General features: G+C 62.4%; 15 protein-coding genes, 2 tRNA genes and 1 pseudogene. 6 read left to right on the forward strand and 12 right to left on the reverse strand.

What is annotated here, in order from left to right; translation table 11 throughout:
• Positions 1 to 84: 84 nt before the first annotated feature.
• The 3 genes from NK8_RS09655 to NK8_RS09665 all read right to left on the reverse strand — a co-directional run bounded on the left by NK8_RS09655 (position 85) and on the right by NK8_RS09665 (position 1,875).
• Positions 85 to 405 carry a hypothetical protein gene (locus tag NK8_RS09655; RefSeq protein WP_213226184.1) on the reverse strand — a complete coding sequence of 107 codons (321 nt, stop codon included), beginning with the start codon at positions 403 to 405 and terminating at the stop codon, positions 85 to 87.
• A gap of 468 nt (positions 406 to 873) precedes the next feature.
• A tRNA-Arg gene (locus NK8_RS09660) sits at positions 874 to 950 on the reverse strand.
• 94 nt (positions 951 to 1,044) lie between these two features.
• Positions 1,045 to 1,875 carry an undecaprenyl-diphosphate phosphatase gene (locus NK8_RS09665; RefSeq protein ID WP_162066003.1) on the reverse strand — a complete coding sequence of 277 codons (831 nt, stop codon included), beginning with the start codon at positions 1,873 to 1,875 and terminating at the stop codon, positions 1,045 to 1,047.
• A 553-nt stretch (positions 1,876 to 2,428) separates the two neighbouring features.
• Between NK8_RS09665 and NK8_RS09670 the strand changes: the two genes are divergently transcribed.
• The 3 genes from NK8_RS09670 to NK8_RS09680 all read left to right on the forward strand — a co-directional run bounded on the left by NK8_RS09670 (position 2,429) and on the right by NK8_RS09680 (position 4,507).
• Entirely contained in the window at positions 2,429 to 3,325 is an 897-nt protein-coding gene (locus NK8_RS09670; RefSeq protein WP_213226185.1) for an aldose epimerase, read from the forward strand.
• 124 nt (positions 3,326 to 3,449) lie between these two features.
• Complete coding sequence (locus NK8_RS09675; RefSeq protein ID WP_213226186.1) at positions 3,450 to 4,157, forward strand: peptidoglycan DD-metalloendopeptidase family protein; 708 nt, start codon at positions 3,450 to 3,452, stop codon at positions 4,155 to 4,157.
• Positions 4,158 to 4,204: 47 nt separating this feature from the next.
• On the forward strand, positions 4,205 to 4,507 hold the full coding sequence (locus NK8_RS09680; RefSeq protein ID WP_087131810.1) for a hypothetical protein: 303 nt from the start codon (positions 4,205 to 4,207) through the stop codon (positions 4,505 to 4,507).
• 11 nt (positions 4,508 to 4,518) lie between these two features.
• Here NK8_RS09680 and NK8_RS09685 read toward each other — a convergent pair whose 3' ends face one another.
• The 3 genes from NK8_RS09685 to NK8_RS09695 form a co-directional block, all read right to left on the reverse strand.
• On the reverse strand, positions 4,519 to 4,722 hold the full coding sequence (locus NK8_RS09685) for a hypothetical protein (RefSeq protein ID WP_213228667.1): 204 nt from the start codon (positions 4,720 to 4,722) through the stop codon (positions 4,519 to 4,521).
• 223 nt (positions 4,723 to 4,945) lie between these two features.
• A complete protein-coding gene (locus NK8_RS09690; protein WP_160147498.1) occupies positions 4,946 to 5,116 on the reverse strand; it encodes a hypothetical protein in 171 nt (56 codons plus the stop codon).
• A gap of 70 nt (positions 5,117 to 5,186) precedes the next feature.
• Positions 5,187 to 5,263, reverse strand: a tRNA-Pro gene (locus NK8_RS09695).
• Between the two features lie 95 nt (positions 5,264 to 5,358).
• On the opposite strand from NK8_RS09695, the gene NK8_RS09700 reads away from it, so the two are divergent.
• Both NK8_RS09700 and NK8_RS09705 read left to right on the forward strand, forming a co-directional pair.
• Positions 5,359 to 5,817: a histidine phosphatase family protein gene (locus NK8_RS09700; RefSeq protein WP_162066006.1), complete on the forward strand. Its 459-nt coding sequence runs from the start codon at positions 5,359 to 5,361 to the stop codon at positions 5,815 to 5,817.
• A gap of 142 nt (positions 5,818 to 5,959) precedes the next feature.
• On the forward strand, positions 5,960 to 6,784 hold the full coding sequence (locus NK8_RS09705) for a GNAT family N-acetyltransferase (protein ID WP_162066007.1): 825 nt from the start codon (positions 5,960 to 5,962) through the stop codon (positions 6,782 to 6,784).
• Between the two features lie 48 nt (positions 6,785 to 6,832).
• Here NK8_RS09705 and ppx read toward each other — a convergent pair whose 3' ends face one another.
• Positions 6,833 to 8,344, reverse strand: coding sequence for an exopolyphosphatase (gene ppx / locus NK8_RS09710; RefSeq protein ID WP_162066008.1), 1,512 nt, complete (start codon positions 8,342 to 8,344; stop codon positions 6,833 to 6,835).
• A gap of 264 nt (positions 8,345 to 8,608) precedes the next feature.
• Here ppx and ppk1 point away from each other — a divergent pair, with 264 nt between their 5' ends.
• Positions 8,609 to 10,672: a polyphosphate kinase 1 gene (gene ppk1 / locus NK8_RS09715; RefSeq protein WP_162066009.1), complete on the forward strand. Its 2,064-nt coding sequence runs from the start codon at positions 8,609 to 8,611 to the stop codon at positions 10,670 to 10,672.
• A gap of 650 nt (positions 10,673 to 11,322) precedes the next feature.
• On the opposite strand, the pseudogene NK8_RS09720 reads toward ppk1, so the two are convergent.
• The 5 genes and pseudogenes from NK8_RS09720 to pstB form a co-directional block, all read right to left on the reverse strand.
• Positions 11,323 to 12,577 (reverse strand): annotated as a pseudogene (locus NK8_RS09720) (IS256 family transposase).
• A 151-nt stretch (positions 12,578 to 12,728) separates the two neighbouring features.
• The gene (gene phoR / locus NK8_RS09725) at positions 12,729 to 14,042 is read right to left on the reverse strand and encodes a phosphate regulon sensor histidine kinase PhoR (RefSeq protein WP_213226187.1); all 1,314 of its coding nucleotides are present in this window, start codon (positions 14,040 to 14,042) and stop codon (positions 12,729 to 12,731) included.
• A 63-nt stretch (positions 14,043 to 14,105) separates the two neighbouring features.
• Positions 14,106 to 14,807 carry a phosphate regulon transcriptional regulator PhoB gene (gene phoB, locus NK8_RS09730; protein ID WP_061120967.1) on the reverse strand — a complete coding sequence of 234 codons (702 nt, stop codon included), beginning with the start codon at positions 14,805 to 14,807 and terminating at the stop codon, positions 14,106 to 14,108.
• A gap of 52 nt (positions 14,808 to 14,859) precedes the next feature.
• Complete coding sequence (phoU, locus tag NK8_RS09735; RefSeq protein WP_061179048.1) at positions 14,860 to 15,564, reverse strand: phosphate signaling complex protein PhoU; 705 nt, start codon at positions 15,562 to 15,564, stop codon at positions 14,860 to 14,862.
• A gap of 38 nt (positions 15,565 to 15,602) precedes the next feature.
• A complete protein-coding gene (gene pstB, locus NK8_RS09740; RefSeq protein WP_061179049.1) occupies positions 15,603 to 16,475 on the reverse strand; it encodes a phosphate ABC transporter ATP-binding protein PstB in 873 nt (290 codons plus the stop codon).
• Positions 16,476 to 16,489 lie beyond the last annotated feature (14 nt).

Here is a 16,489-nt window from a genome sequence, read left to right on the forward strand (position 1 = left end):
ACCCACGGGTATGGCGCTGTGCACCAGCCTTCGTTTCCGCAACCACCCACGCCACGCGCGTGCCGCGACAGCGCGGACGCAGGCTTAAGTTCCTTGCTTCTTCCGGTGGATTTTTGGCGCGACGCCGCTGTCGATGAGTTCTTCGATCACATGCTGTTCAGTGGCGTCCATCGGGCGCAACGACGAACGCGCCTCCTGGAAAAACTGCATCGACAGCTTCGCGCCTGCAAGTGCAAGAGACAGGGCAACGTCAACGCGTTCTAGCCGCATCGCTTGTTCGTCGCAAAGTGATTGCCTTTGATGCGTGACTGTCTCTTGCGCTCGGTTGATGCTGGCAGCTATCTGGCCGATTCGGTGGTCGATGCTAACAGCGCCGGTTACGGTGAGAATTTTTCTTTTACCCATGCTCGCTCCTGTGTGAAGCCCGGAGCCGCGCCCTTCAAACGAAGGGGCGGGCGGGCACAGTGGCAGGGTTAGCAGACCGGGACGCTATTACCATTACCGGCAACCCTTTCGGGTTCCCCACCACGGCCCGCCCATAGGCGAACAGAAGCGCCGCGTTGCCTGTGGTTAGAGGCACGCGGGGCTACAGCATTGCGCGCCGCCTACATTGCGTAGGCGGTCACGGGTAAAAAGCGTCTACAGGCTGCTAAACCTGTTTCCAGCGCAACCACGCGCCGGACTTCACAGAATACGGCATGACTCCGCGCCGCCGATTCTACGGCAATGTCAAAGTTTGTCTTCGTCGCGCGGAGCACGGCCTAACCAAAACCGCTGAGCATTCGGGCCACCTGACGTTGCCGAATTCGCCTACACGAAGCCCAGAAAGCAAAAAGCCCGATCGCGAGAACCGGGCTATGTCTTTGATTCTACTGGCCCGCCCTACACGACTCGAACGTGTGACCTACGGCTTAGAAGGCCGTTGCTCTATCCAGCTGAGCTAAGGGCGGAGAACCGGAACGCGCGGCCGGAACAACGAAGCAGCCGCGGATCAGAAGAGACGGCGATTTTACCTCATTCGCCGCCCCGCTTGTCCCAGCTTCATCACACCGGTTGCGGATGCATCATGAACCAGCCGAAGAAGAAGATGCCCGCGATCACGCAATACACGCCGAAAGACGCGAGCTTGCCGTGCCCTTCGAAGTAGCGCATCAGGAAACGCACGCTCAGATACGCCGCGATTCCCGTCAGCACGCCGCCCAGCACCGCGTCGGCCAGTTGTCCCGGCGCGTGCAACAGCTTCGGCAGTTCGAGCACGCCCGCCGCGAAGATGATCGGCGTGCCGAGCAGGAACGAGAATTCCGCCGCCGCCTCAGCCGTGAGTCCCGCGCCGACGCCAGCGATCATCGTCAGACCGCTGCGCGAGAAGCCCGGAATCAGCGCGCCGATCTGCGCCAGGCCGACCAGGAACGCCTGCTTGAACGTGAGCTTGTCGGGTGCCTGCATCGCGCGGCGCTTTTGCAAACGGTCGCCCAGCCACAACAGCACGCCGTTGACGATCAGCGCCGCCGCGACGATCCGCAGATCGTGAAAAAGTGCCTCGAGCCTCTTTTCGAGCAGCAGCCCGACAATACCCGTCGGAATCGTGCCGATGATGAGCGCCCACATCATGTGACCGTCATCGTTCCTGCGGCCGCCGAGCGATGCGAAGAAGCCGCGGATCAGCGCGATCCAGCGTGTGCGGAAATACCAGAGCAGCGCGATGGCCGTGCCGAGATGCAGCGCAACGAGAAATGGCAGCAATTGCGGCGCATGCTTGTCGATATGCATGCCGATCAGGCCGGGGACGAGCAGCGTATGCCCGAGGCTGCTGACCGGAAAGAGTTCGGTCACGCCCTGGAGCACGCTCAAGAATACGAGAAACCACAGAGTCACGCGTCGGTCCTTTTTTGAGGAGGATGAGGGACGCGCCGTGCAGTTCCATCCCTCGCGCACGCGAAGACGAACGGGGCGGACGGGGATCTGGAACAGGAAGGAAAAGCGATACGGCGCGCAAACGGGACCGATTATGCCGGTGGCGAAATCGAGCGCCAAGCGCTAACCGCACACAAATTGCGCCGACAGTCGATCGTCGGCAAAACGAAGAAATATCGAAAGCTGGATATAGGCGGTACGAAAGATATCACGCGTACGGCGTTGCCGAACCGCGTTCGCCCGTCAGACCTTCAGCTTGTAGAGAAAGATTGCCGTGCTCGCGCCGAATAGGCCGAACATCGCGACGCCCATTGCCATCGCCAGATCCATGGTCACTCCCTGTCCGTCTGATTCCCAACACACGGGCCATATAACAACATATTGCAAAGACCTTGCTCAGTCGCAATTTCCCGCAAAGGGTTTTTCCGTACAGAATTCCAAGGCAGAATCGTCGATTGCGGGTCGCGCAGTGCGACGCGCGGCGACAAGCCACCCAACGGAGCGTCCTGCCATCATGTCACCGGAAACCGACATCATCGAAATCGAGCGCGACGGCGCCGCCATCCAGCTCGCGCCGCGCGCGGGCGGCCGGCTCATGACCTGGCGCGTCGGCGGCGAGCCGGTCGTGCACTGGCCCGACGCGCCCGACTGGTCAAACCCGGCGAAGATCCGCGGCGGCAATCCGCTGCTCTTTCCGTTCCTCGGGCGGCATTTCGTCGATGGCGAAATCGGCAAGTGGCGCGATCCGGAAGTCGTCGTGCACGCGCTGCCGACTCACGGCTTCGCGCGCAACCTGCCCTTCTCCTGCACCCGCGACGCCGACGGCCACGGCCTGCGCATGACGCTCGTCGACAGCGACGCCACCCGCGACGGCTATCCGTTCGCGTTCCGCTTCGAGGCGGCGTACCGCATCGTCGACGGCAACACGCTCGAAGTCGAGCTCACGACGTCGAATCCAGGCGAGGTCGCGCTGCCCTGGTACGCGGGGCATCATTTCTACTTTCATCTGCCGCACGGCCAGCGCGCGCAAAGCAGTGTCGAGCTGCCGCGCACCGAGCGGCGCCGGCAGTTGCCGGACGGCTCGATCAGCGACGCCGAGCCGGGTCTGACGCGCTATTCGCTGGCCGATGCGAGCATCGTCGATACGTTTCACTGCCTCACGCGCCAGTCCGATGAGCCGATGCTGCTGAACCTGCCCGGCCGCACGGTCAGCTTCGAGCTGCATCAGCCGGATTCGGTGCCGTGGTACGCCGTCACGACCTGGACCGAAGCCGACACGTCGGACTTCTATTGCGTCGAGCCGTGGATCGGCCTGCCCGACGCCATCCACAACGGCCGAGGGCTGCGCTGGCTCGCGCCGGGCAAGACCGAGACAGCCTCGCTCCGGCTCGTCGTCGCAGCCGACAAGTAAGACCGAGCCGCCCGCGCAAGGCGGCTTTCTGTCCGGGGAAACCCGAGACGGTAAAATCCTGCCTTTCGGTTCGCCGCGCGGCTGTGTCGTGCACGGCTCGCGGCGATGCTTTGCGAGGTCAGGTTTGCAAAAAACAATTCGACGGCTCGTCTGCGCATCGCTCATCGCAGTCCTGGCCGCTTGTGGAACGGGGCCGGTCGCGCCGGGCTTTTATCGGGTGGAGCGCGGCGACACGCTCTCAAAGATCGCGCGCGAGAAACGCACCTCGGTGGCGAGCCTCAAGCGCTGGAACGGGCTCACGAATCCCGATGCGATCGAGGTCGGCCAGGTGCTGCGCATCGCGCCGCCGGTGGGCAGTGCGACAGCGGCGGATTCATCGGCGGCGGGTGCAGCGGGTGCCACAGGTGCAGCAGGCAGCGCGAAGAGTGATGCCAGCGCGCAAGCCTCATCGCCGAAGGCCGGACCGGGCGTGACGCTCATCTGGCCGGCGCAGGGCAGCGTCATTCGCAGCTTCGACGGCAAGAATTCGAAGGGCATCGACATCGCCAATGCGGCGGGCACGCCCGTCGTCGCTGCCGCGACCGGCAATGTCGTCTATGCGGGCAACGGCCTGCGCGGCTACGGCAACATGCTGATCGTCAAGCACGACGACGATTATCTGACCGCCTACGCCCACAATCGCGTGCTGCTGGTCAAGGAAGGTCAGACCGTGCAGCAGGGCCAGCAAATCGCCGAAATGGGCGATACCGACAGCAATCGCACGATGCTGCATTTCGAAGTGCGCTACATGGGCCGCTCGGCGGACCCGGCGCGCTACCTTCCGCCGCGTTGAACACCCGGCGGACGTTACAAGGAAGATCGATGAGATTGACGAAGAGGATGAACACGGCCGCGCTCGGCGCGGCGCTGGCGCTGACCGGCGCGCTCGCCGGCTGCGCGCACACGACGACGATGACCTATCTGCCTTCGGGCGATACCGGCTTCGCGGTCAATTGCAGTGGCAGCGACGCGAGCACGAGCTGGGCGGCCTGCTACAAGCAGGCGGGCGAAACGTGCGGCGCTTATGGATACGACGTGATTTCGAAGGATGCCGACAATGGCGCGACCGCGGGCGGGTCCGTCGGCGGGATTTTCGGCGCGAATATCAAGAACCGCTCGATGGTGATCCGCTGCAAGCAGTGACGCTCGCAGCATCAGGCGTCGGCGGGATCGTCCTCGCCGCCTGATCGGGTCGGCGTGCGCCAGTGCCCCGACAACGGATCGATATGCGCGGCAAACGCAACGAGCGATGCCACGCCAAGCGGCGCAACGGCGGCAAAAGCCCACAGCAGATTCATGGCAGATACATTTTGAAACAAGTCTGCCGATGATACATGCCCGGCAAAAACTTCGCTCAAACGAGTCTTCTGAATTGTGCGGCAGGTAGCGTTTTCCGAGTCTGCGCCCGCGAACGTTCTTGCATCCCGTTACGCTCGGAAACAAGCCCATACACTCGCGCGCGGCGGATATTCCTAGACTGGCCTGAGCCCGCGTCGATCTCCGCGCGAACAACAGTCGATGCGGGTCAGAAGCCCCGGTGTGCCCGCATCGGGGCTTCGCCTTTTTGCGACCGACGAAGTATTACTGCGGCTTTGCGGGCGGCTCGATCATCGAAGGCGGCGTCATGTCCGTGGGCACGCCCTTGTAGTCGGGCGGATCCTGCGGCGGATGCTTGTGCTGCGGTTCGGCGCAGGCGGCAAGCCCGAGCGCGACGAATGCGGCACAAAGAAAGGCGGAAACGATACGCGGCATGAGACTCCCGGACGAGCGTCGAAAAGACAAAGGGGTTACAAGCCGTAACTTGTAACCCCTTCGTGTATCGTGGTCGGAGCGAAAGGATTCGAACCTTCGACCCTCTGATCCCAAATCAGATGCGCTACCAGGCTGCGCTACGCTCCGTCGAGCCGCGAATTGTAGCGTGCCTGATGCGCCGCCGCAAGCATGCGTATCCTGTCGAAGCCGCGACAACGAACCTCATCACCGGGAGACAATCGATGAACCTCATTCTCTGGCGTCACGCCGAAGCGGAAGATCAGGCGTCGAGCGATCTCGCGCGACAGCTCACGCCGCGCGGACGCAAACAGGCGCAGGGCATCGCCAAGTGGCTGAAGTCGCGCATCGACGACGACGCCGTGCTGCTCGCCAGCCCCGCCACGCGCACCATTCAGACCGCCGAAGCCTTCGGCGACCGCTACCGCGTGATCGATGCGCTCGCGCCGGGCGAAAGCGCGCAGGCCGTGCTCGATGCCGCCGGCTGGCCCGATGGCGTCGCGGAAACGGTCGTCGTGATCGGGCATCAGCCGACGCTCGGCCGCGTCGCCGCGCTGCTTTTTACCGGTCACGAAGCGGAGTGGTCGATCAAAAAATCTGGCATCTGGTGGTTTCAGGGGCGCACGCGCGGCGGCGACGGCCACGTCGTGCTGCGCGCGGTGATCAATCCGGACCTGCTCTGAGCGTCGGCGAAAAGGCGTCGAACGTGCGTGCGCGCGCGTGTCGTTTCATCGAAACGTCATTGCGATGCCATGCGAGCGTCACCGCGCGTTACTACATTGGCGAGGACTTGAAGCCACAGCCACGTCCTGTCGAGGAACGCCAATGCAAGATCTGCCGACGCCTGTCCTGCAACGCGGAGCATCATCGCTCTCGCTCGATTCGCGCCGCCACCTTCCACGCACGTCGGAAACCATCGCGGGCCGCGAGCGCCTGCAAGTCGCGTGGGCGCGCGACGACGACGCCCTGCGCGACGCACAGCGCCTGCGCTATCGCGTGTTCTCGGAAGAAATGGGCGCGCGCCTTTCCGGCCCCGCCGGACTCGATGTCGATGCATTCGACGCCTACTGCGATCACCTGCTCGTGCGCGATCTCGACACGCTGCAGGTGGTCGGCACCTATCGCGTGCTGCCGCCGCATCAGGCCGCGCGCATCGGCCGTCTGTACGCCGAAAGCGAGTTCGACGTATCGCGCCTGACGCATCTGCGGCCGAAGCTCGTCGAAGTGGGCCGTTCGTGCGTGCATCCCGACTATCGCAACGGCGCGGTGATCATGTCGCTGTGGGGCGGCCTCGCCGCCTACATGATGCAGAACGGCTACGAAACGATGCTCGGCTGCGCGAGCGTCGGCATGATCGACGGCGGGCACTATGCGGCGAACCTGTACTGCTCGCTGCCCGCCGATGCGCTCACCGCGCCCGAATACCGCGCCTTCCCGCACACGCCGCTGCCGGTCGAGGAGCTGCGCACGGGTGCGAACGTGAGCGCGCCGCCGCTCGTGAAGGGTTATCTGCGTCTGGGCGCGAAGATCTGCGGCGCGCCGGCCTGGGATCCGGACTTCAATACCGCCGACTTCCTCACGCTCTTCCGTCTCTCCGAGATCAACGCGCGTTACGCGCGGCACTTCATCGGCGACATGCAGGGACGTTGAAGTCCTGAAACGACGAGGCCCCAGCGACTGGGCCTTTTCGTTGCGGCATCAGTCGCCCGTGTACACCACGCGATACGGGCGGCCGATCTTCTCCCATTCCATCGCCTCCTGAACGAGGCTGTAATCGGTGAGCGGATTATTGGTCACCCAGTCGTTCGGCAGATGCACTTCGAAGCCGCCGCCCGCCTTCCTCACCTCGATGCCGGGCAGCCCGACATCCGCGCGCCGGCGCGACAAGAGCGCCGCGAGCCGCAGGCAGAACAGCAGCGTCCATTCGACGTCGCGAGCCTGCGCGAGCTTGCCCAGCTTGCCCGCGTGGCCCAGCACGAGCGCGGCGAGCCGCGCCTGATCGGTGCGCGAGAAGCCGGGCATGTCGGCGTTGCTGGCGATATACGCGGAATGCTTGTGATATGCGCTATGCGCGATCGACAGGCCGATCTCATGCAGCGACGCCGCCCACGCGAGGAACATGCGGTTCTCTTCGCGCACATCCTTGTCGGGCTCGCCGAGCTGGTCGTAAAAGCTGATTGCGAGTTCGCCGATACGCTCGGCCTGCGCCGCATCGACGCCGTAGCGCCGCTTGAAGCCTTCGACCGTCACCGTGCGCATGTCCTGATGCTGCGAGCGTCCGAGCAGATCGTAGAGGACGCCCAGACGCAGCGCGGCGTCGGTGGTGTCGGCGTAGTCGATGCCCAGTTCCTCGAACACGCCCAGCATGATCGACAGGCCGCCCGCCAGCACCGGCACGCGGTCCGGTTTGAGCGCGACGAGCTTCAGGCGGTTCACGTTCTCCGCCTTGATGAGCGCGCGCTTCAGCTTCTCCAGGCCGCCGCGCGAAATGCCGTGCGTGATGCCTTCGTCGTTGAAGCCGTTCGCCTCGATCAGCTCCGCGAGCGCGCGCGCCGTGCCCGACGAGCCGATAGCCTGATCCCAGCCGGTGTGCTTGTATTCGTGCGAGATGATCTGGATTTCGCGCTTGGCGGCGAGCTCGGCCTGACGCATCGTGTATTCGTCGACATTGCCGGCCGGGAAGAACTGGAGGCTATGGCTCACGCAGCCGATATAAAGGCTTTCCATGTGGATCGGCGTGTAATGCGAGCCGATGATGAATTCCGTGGAGCCGCCGCCGATATCGACCACGAGCCGCTTGCCCGCGCTCGCCGGCACCGAATGCGCGGCGCCCGCGTAGATGAGGCGCGCTTCTTCGCGCCCGGCGATGACTTCGATCGGAAAGCCGAGCGCGTTTTCGGCCTCGACGAGAAAGTCGTGCGCGTTCTTCGCGACGCGCAGCGTATTGGTGGCGACGGCGCGCACCTGTTCGGGATGAAAGTCGCGCAGGCGCTCGCCGAAGCGCTTCAGGGCATCCCAGCCGCGCACCTGCGAGGCGCGGTCGAGCATCTTGTCCTTCGACAGGCCGCCGCCGAGCCGCACGGGTTCGCGCAGCGCATCGACCTGATAGATCTGGCTGCCGGCGGGCGTTTCCTCGACCCGGCCGACGATCAACCGGAAACTGTTGGATCCGAGGTCGACCGCGGCAAGTAGATGGGGATGTGTGGCCATCGGATGTCCAGAGATTCGTGAAGTGGGGAAAGGCACTGTCACAGCGGCGCTGTTGCAGCGCACGAATTCTATTCTATGCCGGCCCGGCGCAAACCTTCGGCAACTCGTACGCAATCTCACCCATTCGGCGCGTTCGCGCTAGCGACGCTATCCGCAATGTGAGTAGAATTTGTGACAATCGTTCTGTCATAAAAAATACATCATACTGTGAGAGCATCCGAGAGTTTCCTTGCCCATCCGATCGAGACACCGTCACTCCCTCCGATGTCCATACGCTATCCGTTATTCAACCGCGAACTGGGCATATTAGGTTTCAACGAGCGCGTCCTCGCGCAGGCCGCCGACACGACGGTGCCGCTGTTGGAACGCCTGCGTTTCATCTGCATCACGAGCAGCAACCTCGACGAATTCTTCGAAGTCCGTATGGCGGGTCTGCAGGAGCAGATGCGCGACAACCCCGGCTCGCTCTCGCCGGACGGCATGTCGCTGCAACACGTCTACGACCTCGTTTCCGAGCGCGCGCAGCGCCTCGTGCGCCAGCAATATTCGATGCTGCATGACATCGTGCTGCCTGCGCTGGAGATGGAAGGCATCTATTTCCATGGCGCGGAAGGCTGGACCGCGCAGCAGACCGCGTGGGCGCGCGACTACTTCTACAACGAGCTTCTGCCGGTGCTCACGCCGATCGGGCTCGATCCCGCGCATCCGTTCCCGCGCGTGTTGAACAAGAGCCTGAACTTCGTCGTCGAACTGGAGGGCACCGACGCCTTCGGCCGTCAGGCGATGATGGGCATCGTGCAGGCGCCGCGCGCGCTGCCGCGCCTCGTTCGCATGCCCGAATCCTTGTCGGGATATCCGCACGGCTTCGTGCTGCTGAGTTCGTTCATGCAGCACTTCGTCAACGAACTGTTTCCGCATCTGGTCGTGCGCAGTTGCCATCAGTTTCGCATTACGCGCAACAGCGAGCTGTTCGTCGACGAGGACGAAATCACCAATCTGCGCGTCGCACTACAGGGCGAATTGCCGGCGCGGCATCTGGGCAATGCGGTACGGCTCGAAGTATCGGCGGAAACGCCGCCGCATCTCGTGCGGCGTCTGCTCGACGAGGGTCAGTTGAGTGAACGCGACATGTATCGCGTGAACGGGCCGGTGAATCTCGTGCGTCTGATGCAGTTGCCCGAAATGGTCGACCGGCCGGACCTCAAGTTCGTGCCGCATATTCCGTCGGTGCCGAAGGCCATCGCGAATACGTCGAACCTTTTCGATGCAATCGATCAGGGCGATATCCTGCTGCATCATCCGTACGAGAGTTTTCAGCCGGTGCTGGAGCTGTTGCTGCAGGCGGCGAAGGACCCGCAAGTCGTCGCGATCAAGCAGACCATCTACCGCACGGGCACCGATTCGCCGCTGATGGACGCGCTGATGCAGGCCGCGCGCAACGGCAAGGAAGTGACGGTCGTCGTGGAATTGCTTGCGCGCTTCGATGAAGAGACGAATATCAGTTGGGCGTCGCAGCTCGAGGCCGTGGGCGCGCACGTGGTGTATGGGGTCGTCGGCCACAAGTGTCACGCGAAGATGATGCTGATCGTGCGTCGCGTATCGCTGGGCGGCAAGCTCGTGCTGAAGCGTTACGCGCATCTGGGCACGGGCAACTATCATCCGCGCACGGCGCGCCTTTATACCGATTTCGGCCTGATGACCGCCGATCAGGAAATGTGCGAGGACGTGCATCACGTCTTTCAGCAACTGACCGGCATCGGCGGCGAGATTGCGCTTCATCAGCTATGGCAGTCGCCGTTCACGCTGCACGCAAAGCTCATCGATGCGATTCGCGCCGAAGCCGAGCATGCGCGTGCCGGACGGCGGGCGCGGATCGTCGCGAAGATGAATGCCTTGTTGGAGCCTACCGTGATTGCCGCGCTTTATGAGGCGTCGCATGCGGGGGTCAAGATCGATCTGATCGTGCGGGGCGTGTGTTCGCTCAAGCCCGGCGTCGAAGATCTTTCGGAGAACATCACGGTGCGGTCGATCGTGGGGCGGTTCCTCGAACATCACCGCATTTTCTATTTCTATGCGAATGGCAAGGAAGATGTGTTTCTTTCCAGCGCGGACTGGATGGATCGAAACTTCTTTCGTCGCGTGGAGGTGGCGTTTCCGATTCGCGATCGGCGGTTGAAGCGGCGCGTCATTGCTGAAGGGTTGTCGGTTTGTCTGGGGGATAATCAGTCGGCGTGGGTCATGCAGAGTGATGGGCATTATCGGAAGCGGCGGCCGGGGAAGGCTATTCGTAACGCGCAGCTGGGGTTGTTGGCTAAGTTTTGTGGTTGATGTGAGGGGGGTTGCTTGCGCTTGGGGTTTGTTGTCGCCGGATCCCGTGATCGCGTTGGTTTATTAGCGTTGCCCCTGTGCGGGGCGGCACCTACTTTCTTTGCTGCTGCAAAGAAAGTAGGCAAAGAAAGCAGCTCGAGACGCCCGCGGTCATACGCAATTTGGGTGTTCTTCTCGTCGTTCGTGGGCTCTGTAGCGAGTGTCCTCGTAGGCCATCTCGGGCTTGGACCGCGCGCGGTCTGACGAGCTAGTTCTTCTAGTGCGCTGGTTCAGCACAAAAGAGTTCCGGCACAGCGCTGCGCGCTGCCGTTGGGCATGCGAGGGAAACCGACGAAAAAGGAGAAACGCGAAGCACGCGCAGACCCGATGTACCCATCGGCCGCGAAGCGGGCCGGAGCTATTTTGCGCTGAACCAGTTTGTTCCGTGGTGCGATGTGACAGACCGTGCGCGGTCCAAGCCCGGTTAGGCCTACGAGGGCACTCGCTACAGACGCCACGAGCGCGGAGAAGAATACTCAAATTGCGTGTGACCGCGGGCGTCTCGAGCTGCTTTCTTTGGTTACTTTCTTTGCAGCAGCAAAGGGGACTGTCAGGATTTTCGTGTTCAAGGCAGTTGAGTTGTTCAAACATTGACGATGACGGTTTGACGGCTAAGCGCCTGGTCGTGTAAAGCGATCCTCGTAGAGGATCGCGAACTGGCGCATGGCGGCCTTCCAGTCGTGAGCAGCGATGCCAGTCGGCGGTGATGTTTCGCAGCGCCAGCCACAGTAGTTTGGTCGCCGCATCGTCCGAAGGGAAGTGTCCGCGCGTCTTGATGATTTTGCGAAGCCGAGCATTGACGCTCTCCAGCGAGTTCGTCGTGTACATCACCTTTCGCACCTCGGGCGGAAACGCGAAGAACGGAATGACGCGATCCCACGCCCGCCGCCACGCGGCGATCACCGTTGGAAGTTTGCTCCCCCACGGGCTTTGCTCCAGTGCGAGCAATTGCGCCTCGGCGGCCTGCGCGCTGGGTGCGGTATAGATCGGACGAAGCGCTGCGGCCAGGGATTTGCGCTCCTTCCAGCTCGCGTAGTCCAGCGAGTTTCGGATCAAATGCACGATGCACGTCTGTAGCGTGGTCGCCGGAAACACCCCACCCAGCGCCTCGGCCATGCCTTTGAGCCCGTCGGTGACCGCGATCAGGATGTCCTGTACGCCACGCGCTTTCAGATCGCTGAAGACCTTCATCCAGAACTTCGCGCCCTCGGTCTGCTCGATCCACAAGCCCAGAATATCGCGCGTGCCGTCGGGCAAGATGGCCAGGGCGAGGTAGATCGCCTTGTTGCGCACGACACCTTCATCGCGAATCTTCACGCGCAGCGCATCGAAGAACACGACCGGATACATGGGCTCGAGCGGCCGGGACTGCCAGGCGGTGATTTCCTGCGTCACCGCATCGGTGACGGAGCTGATGAATTCGGGCGACACTTGCGTGCCGTACTGCTCGGCCAGAAACGCCTGGATCTCGCGCATCGTCATGCCGCGCGCGTACATCGCGATGATTTTGTCATCGAAGCCGGTGAAGCGGCGTTCGTGCTTGGGGATCAGAATTGGCGTGAAGCTGCCGTCGCGATCGCGCGGGATGTCCACGCGCAATGGACCGTCCTCGGTGAGCACGGTCTTGCCGCTCTTGCCATTGCGCTGATTGCTCGACTCGGGTGGACGCTCGCCACCATTGGGATAGCCCAGGTGGTGGCCGAGTTCGGCGCCCAACGCCCGCTCGATCAGCGCCTTTTTAAAGGCCATCGAGGCCGCTTGAACGGCATCGGCTGTCATCGGACCTTTGACGAACTGATCGATCAGTTCTTTGGGAATCGTCGGCAGTGCCCTCAGCTCAGCCGCAGCTTTCGGTTTGCGTGGCATACATGCTCCTTTCCGTACATGTTATGCCTTGAACACAAAATCTATGACAGGCTCCAGCAAAGAAAGTGACTGCCGCCCCGCACAGGGGCAACATCAATAGACCGACACGAATACGGGATCCGGCGACAAACCAAAGCGCAAGCACCCCCCCTCATGCTGCCAACGACTTCCTCAACGCCGTCCGCGAAGCGGGAAACCGCACAACAAACGTACTCCCCTTCCCCACCTCGCTCTTAACATCGAGCTCCGCATTGTGCCGCTGCAGCACATGCTTGACGATAGCCAGCCCAAGCCCGGTGCCACCGGTATCCCTCGACCGACTCCTATCCACGCGATAAAACCGCTCAGTCAACCGCGGAATATGCTCCGCCGGAATCCCGAGCCCGCTATCCCGCACCGCGAACACCGCGCGATCCTTCATCCGCTGCCACGACACTTCGATCGCACCGCCGTCCGGCGTATAACGCACCGCGTTCGTCACGAGATTGCCGAGCGCGCTCATCACTTCGGTCTCCGCGCCCGCGATGGTCAGCGCATCGTCGGTACGGAACGTGATCCGGTGCCGCCCGCTCGAAAGATTGTTCGCATCGTCTTCGAGATGTCGCATCACCGCGCGCATATCGAGCAACTCATCACCGGGCGGACGCATATCGCCCTCGAGATTGGCGAGCACCAGCAGATCGCGCACGATGTTCTGCATGCGCGACGCCTGCTGCTCCATCATGTCGAGATAACGCATGCGATCGGCTTCATCGAGTGGCAGCTCACGCATCGTTTCGAGAAAGCCCGAAAGCACCGTCAGCGGCGTCTTCAGTTCATGCGAGACGTTGGCGACGAAGTCGCGCCGCATCGAATCCGTGCGCTCCAGCTCGGTGATGTCCTGCGTGAGTATCAGCTTGCGATGATCGCCATACGGAAACACCTGCACCGATACCGTGTACTTGCGGTTCACGCCCATGCCGCGCATCACGAGCATCTCTTCGTAATGGTGCGCGTTCAGATAGCGGACGAAATCCGGATGACGCACGAGATGCGTGATGTGCTGACGCAAGTCGCGCTTCGCATCGAGACCGAAATGCTCTTCGGCGATCGCATTGCACCACTCGATCTGATCGTGATCGTCGAGCATCGCGACGCCGTTCGGCGACGCCTGGATCGCCTGAATGAAGCGCGCATGCTGTTGTTCGACCTGGCGCACTTGCGCGTGCCAGCGCTTCGCGAGCTTGTGCAGACGGTAATAGATTTCGCCCCAGACGCCGAGCGCGCTCGGCACCTCGCCGTAGACCGGCGCTTCGAGCAGGCGCCACAGACGCTGCATGTGATATGTGACGAAGAAACCCTGCACGACCAGCATGAGCACCGCAAAAGCGAGCGCGACCCGCACGCCCGCAAGTGCGCCGATCGCGGCGCTGATCGCCGCGAGCAGCGCGAGGGACACGATCGCACGCGTCCAGATGATGTTCATGTTGTCGGTGAGTCTGAGTGACGTTGATGCGGCAAGCTGGAGCGGTTCACGTTGAACCCGGACTCAGGCGCTCTTCGCCAGCCGGTATCCGCTGCCGCGCACCGTTTCGATCATAGCATCGCAGCCCGCGGGCTTGAGCGCCGCGCGCAGACGCTTGATGTGCACATCGACGGTACGTTCCTCGACGAACACATGATCGCCCCACACCTGATCCAGCAATTGCGTGCGGCTGTGCACGCGCTCCGGATGCGTCATGAAGAAATGCAGCAGACGGAATTCAGTGGGGCCGAGATCGAGCTTGATGTCGTTGCCCGAATGACTCGCCGCCACTCGATGCGTCGCCGGATCGAGCCGCAGGCCGTTGATCGCGACCACGTCCTCCGTCAACTGCGGCGCGCGACGGCGCAGCACCGCCTTGATGCGCGCCATCAGTTCCTTCGGCGAAAACGGCTTGGTGACGTAATCGTCCGCGCCGATCTCAAGGCCGAGCACCTTGTCCTGCTCGTCGCCGCGCGCAGTCAGCATGATGATCGGGATATGCTTCGTGCGCTCGTTGTTGCGCAGCTCGCGCGCGAACGAGATGCCCGACTTGCCCGGCAACATCCAGTCGAGCAGCACGAGATCGGGCAGCACGTCGCTAATCAGGTTTTGCGCCTGCTCCGCGTTGTACGCGCGAATGGGACAATGTCCCGCATGCTGAAGATTCACCGAAATCAGTTCGGAGATCGCGGGTTCGTCTTCGACGACGAGGATACTGCTGGGCATCGGCACCTCTTGACCTTTTGCTTGAGTTAAAACGATTGCGCGCAGCCGACGCTCAACTGAGCGCCTCGCGTTCGAGCTGGTCGCGCGAGATATGGCGCACGTCCGTACCCTTCACGATATAGATGATGAATTCGGCGATGTTCTTCGCGTGATCGCCGATGCGCTCCACCGCCTTCGCGATGAACAGATAGTCGAGGCCCGCGGAAATGGTGCGCGGATCTTCCATCATGTACGTCACGAGCTTGCGCACGAAGGCGCGGAATTCATCGTCGATGGCCTTGTCGTCGCGCACGATCTGCGCGGCCGCGACCGTATCCAGGCGCGCGAACGCATCGAGCGCGCGACGCAGGATCGACACCGCCATCTCGCCCGAAAGCTTGATCTCGGCGATGTTCACCGTGCGGCCCGCGCCGTCTTCGTTGATGCGCTTCACGCGCTTGGCGATCTTCTCGGCTTCGTCGCCGGCGCGTTCGAGGTTCGTGATGGTCTTCGAGATCGCCATGAGCAGGCGCAGATCGCGCGCGGCCGGCTGACGGCGCGCGATGATGTTGCTGCACTCCTCGTCGATCTCGACTTCCATCGTGTTCAGACGCACTTCGGCGGCGATCACCTGATCCGCGATGCCGATGTCGAATTCGTTCAGCGCCTGCATCGCGTTGATGATCTGCGACTCGACCAGACCGCCCATTTCCAGCACTTTCGACGACACCGCGTTGAGATCGGCGTCGAACTGGCTCGAGAGATGTTTATCGGACATATGTGCTCCTTAAGCCTGTGTGTTTGATCCGGCTTCGATCAGCCGAAGCGGCCCGTGATGTAGTCTTCCGTTTCCTTGCGGGCCGGCTTGATGAAGATCTTTTCCGTATCGCCGAACTCGATCAATTCACCGAGATACATATAGGCAGTGTAGTCCGAACAACGCGCCGCCTGCTGCATGTTGTGCGTGACGATGACGACCGTGTAATCGCTTTTCAGTTCGGCGATCAGCTCTTCGATGCGGCCCGTCGAAATCGGGTCGAGCGCCGAGCACGGTTCGTCTAGCAACAGCACTTCGGGACGGATCGCGATGCCGCGCGCGATGCACAGACGCTGCTGCTGGCCGCCCGACAGGCCATAGCCGCTCTGCTGCAGCTTGTCCTTCACTTCGGTCCAGAGCGCCGCCTTCGTGAGCGCCCATTCGACGCGGTCGTCCATCTCCGAGCGCGACAGCTGCTCGAACATCTTCACGCCGAACGCGATGTTGTCGTAGATCGACATCGGGAACGGCGTCGGCTTCTGGAACACCATGCCCACGCGCGCGCGCAGCAGCGAGATGTCGCGCGTCGTGTCGAGCAGGTTCGCGCCGTCCATCAGGATTTCGCCCTCGGCGCGCTGCTCCGGATAGAGCGCGTACATCTTGTTGAAGGTGCGCAGCAGCGTGGACTTGCCGCAACCCGAAGGGCCGATGAACGCCGTCACCTTCTTCTCGGGGATGCGCAGATTGATGTTCTTCAGCGCGTGATACTTGCCGTAGAAGAAGTTGAGGTTGTTCACCTCGATCTTCGGCTTGATCGAATCCGCCGGCTGCGAGCTGTGCGTCGGGCGGATGCTGCCCGGCGCCGGGCCGCGCTCGACCGGCGTTTCAGTCTTCGGATTCAGGTGGTTGACACCACTTTCGACCATATTCATGGAATCACTCCGCC

It is taken from the genome of Caballeronia sp. NK8, assembly GCF_018408855.1.
Classification (GTDB): Bacteria; Pseudomonadota; Gammaproteobacteria; order Burkholderiales; family Burkholderiaceae; genus Caballeronia.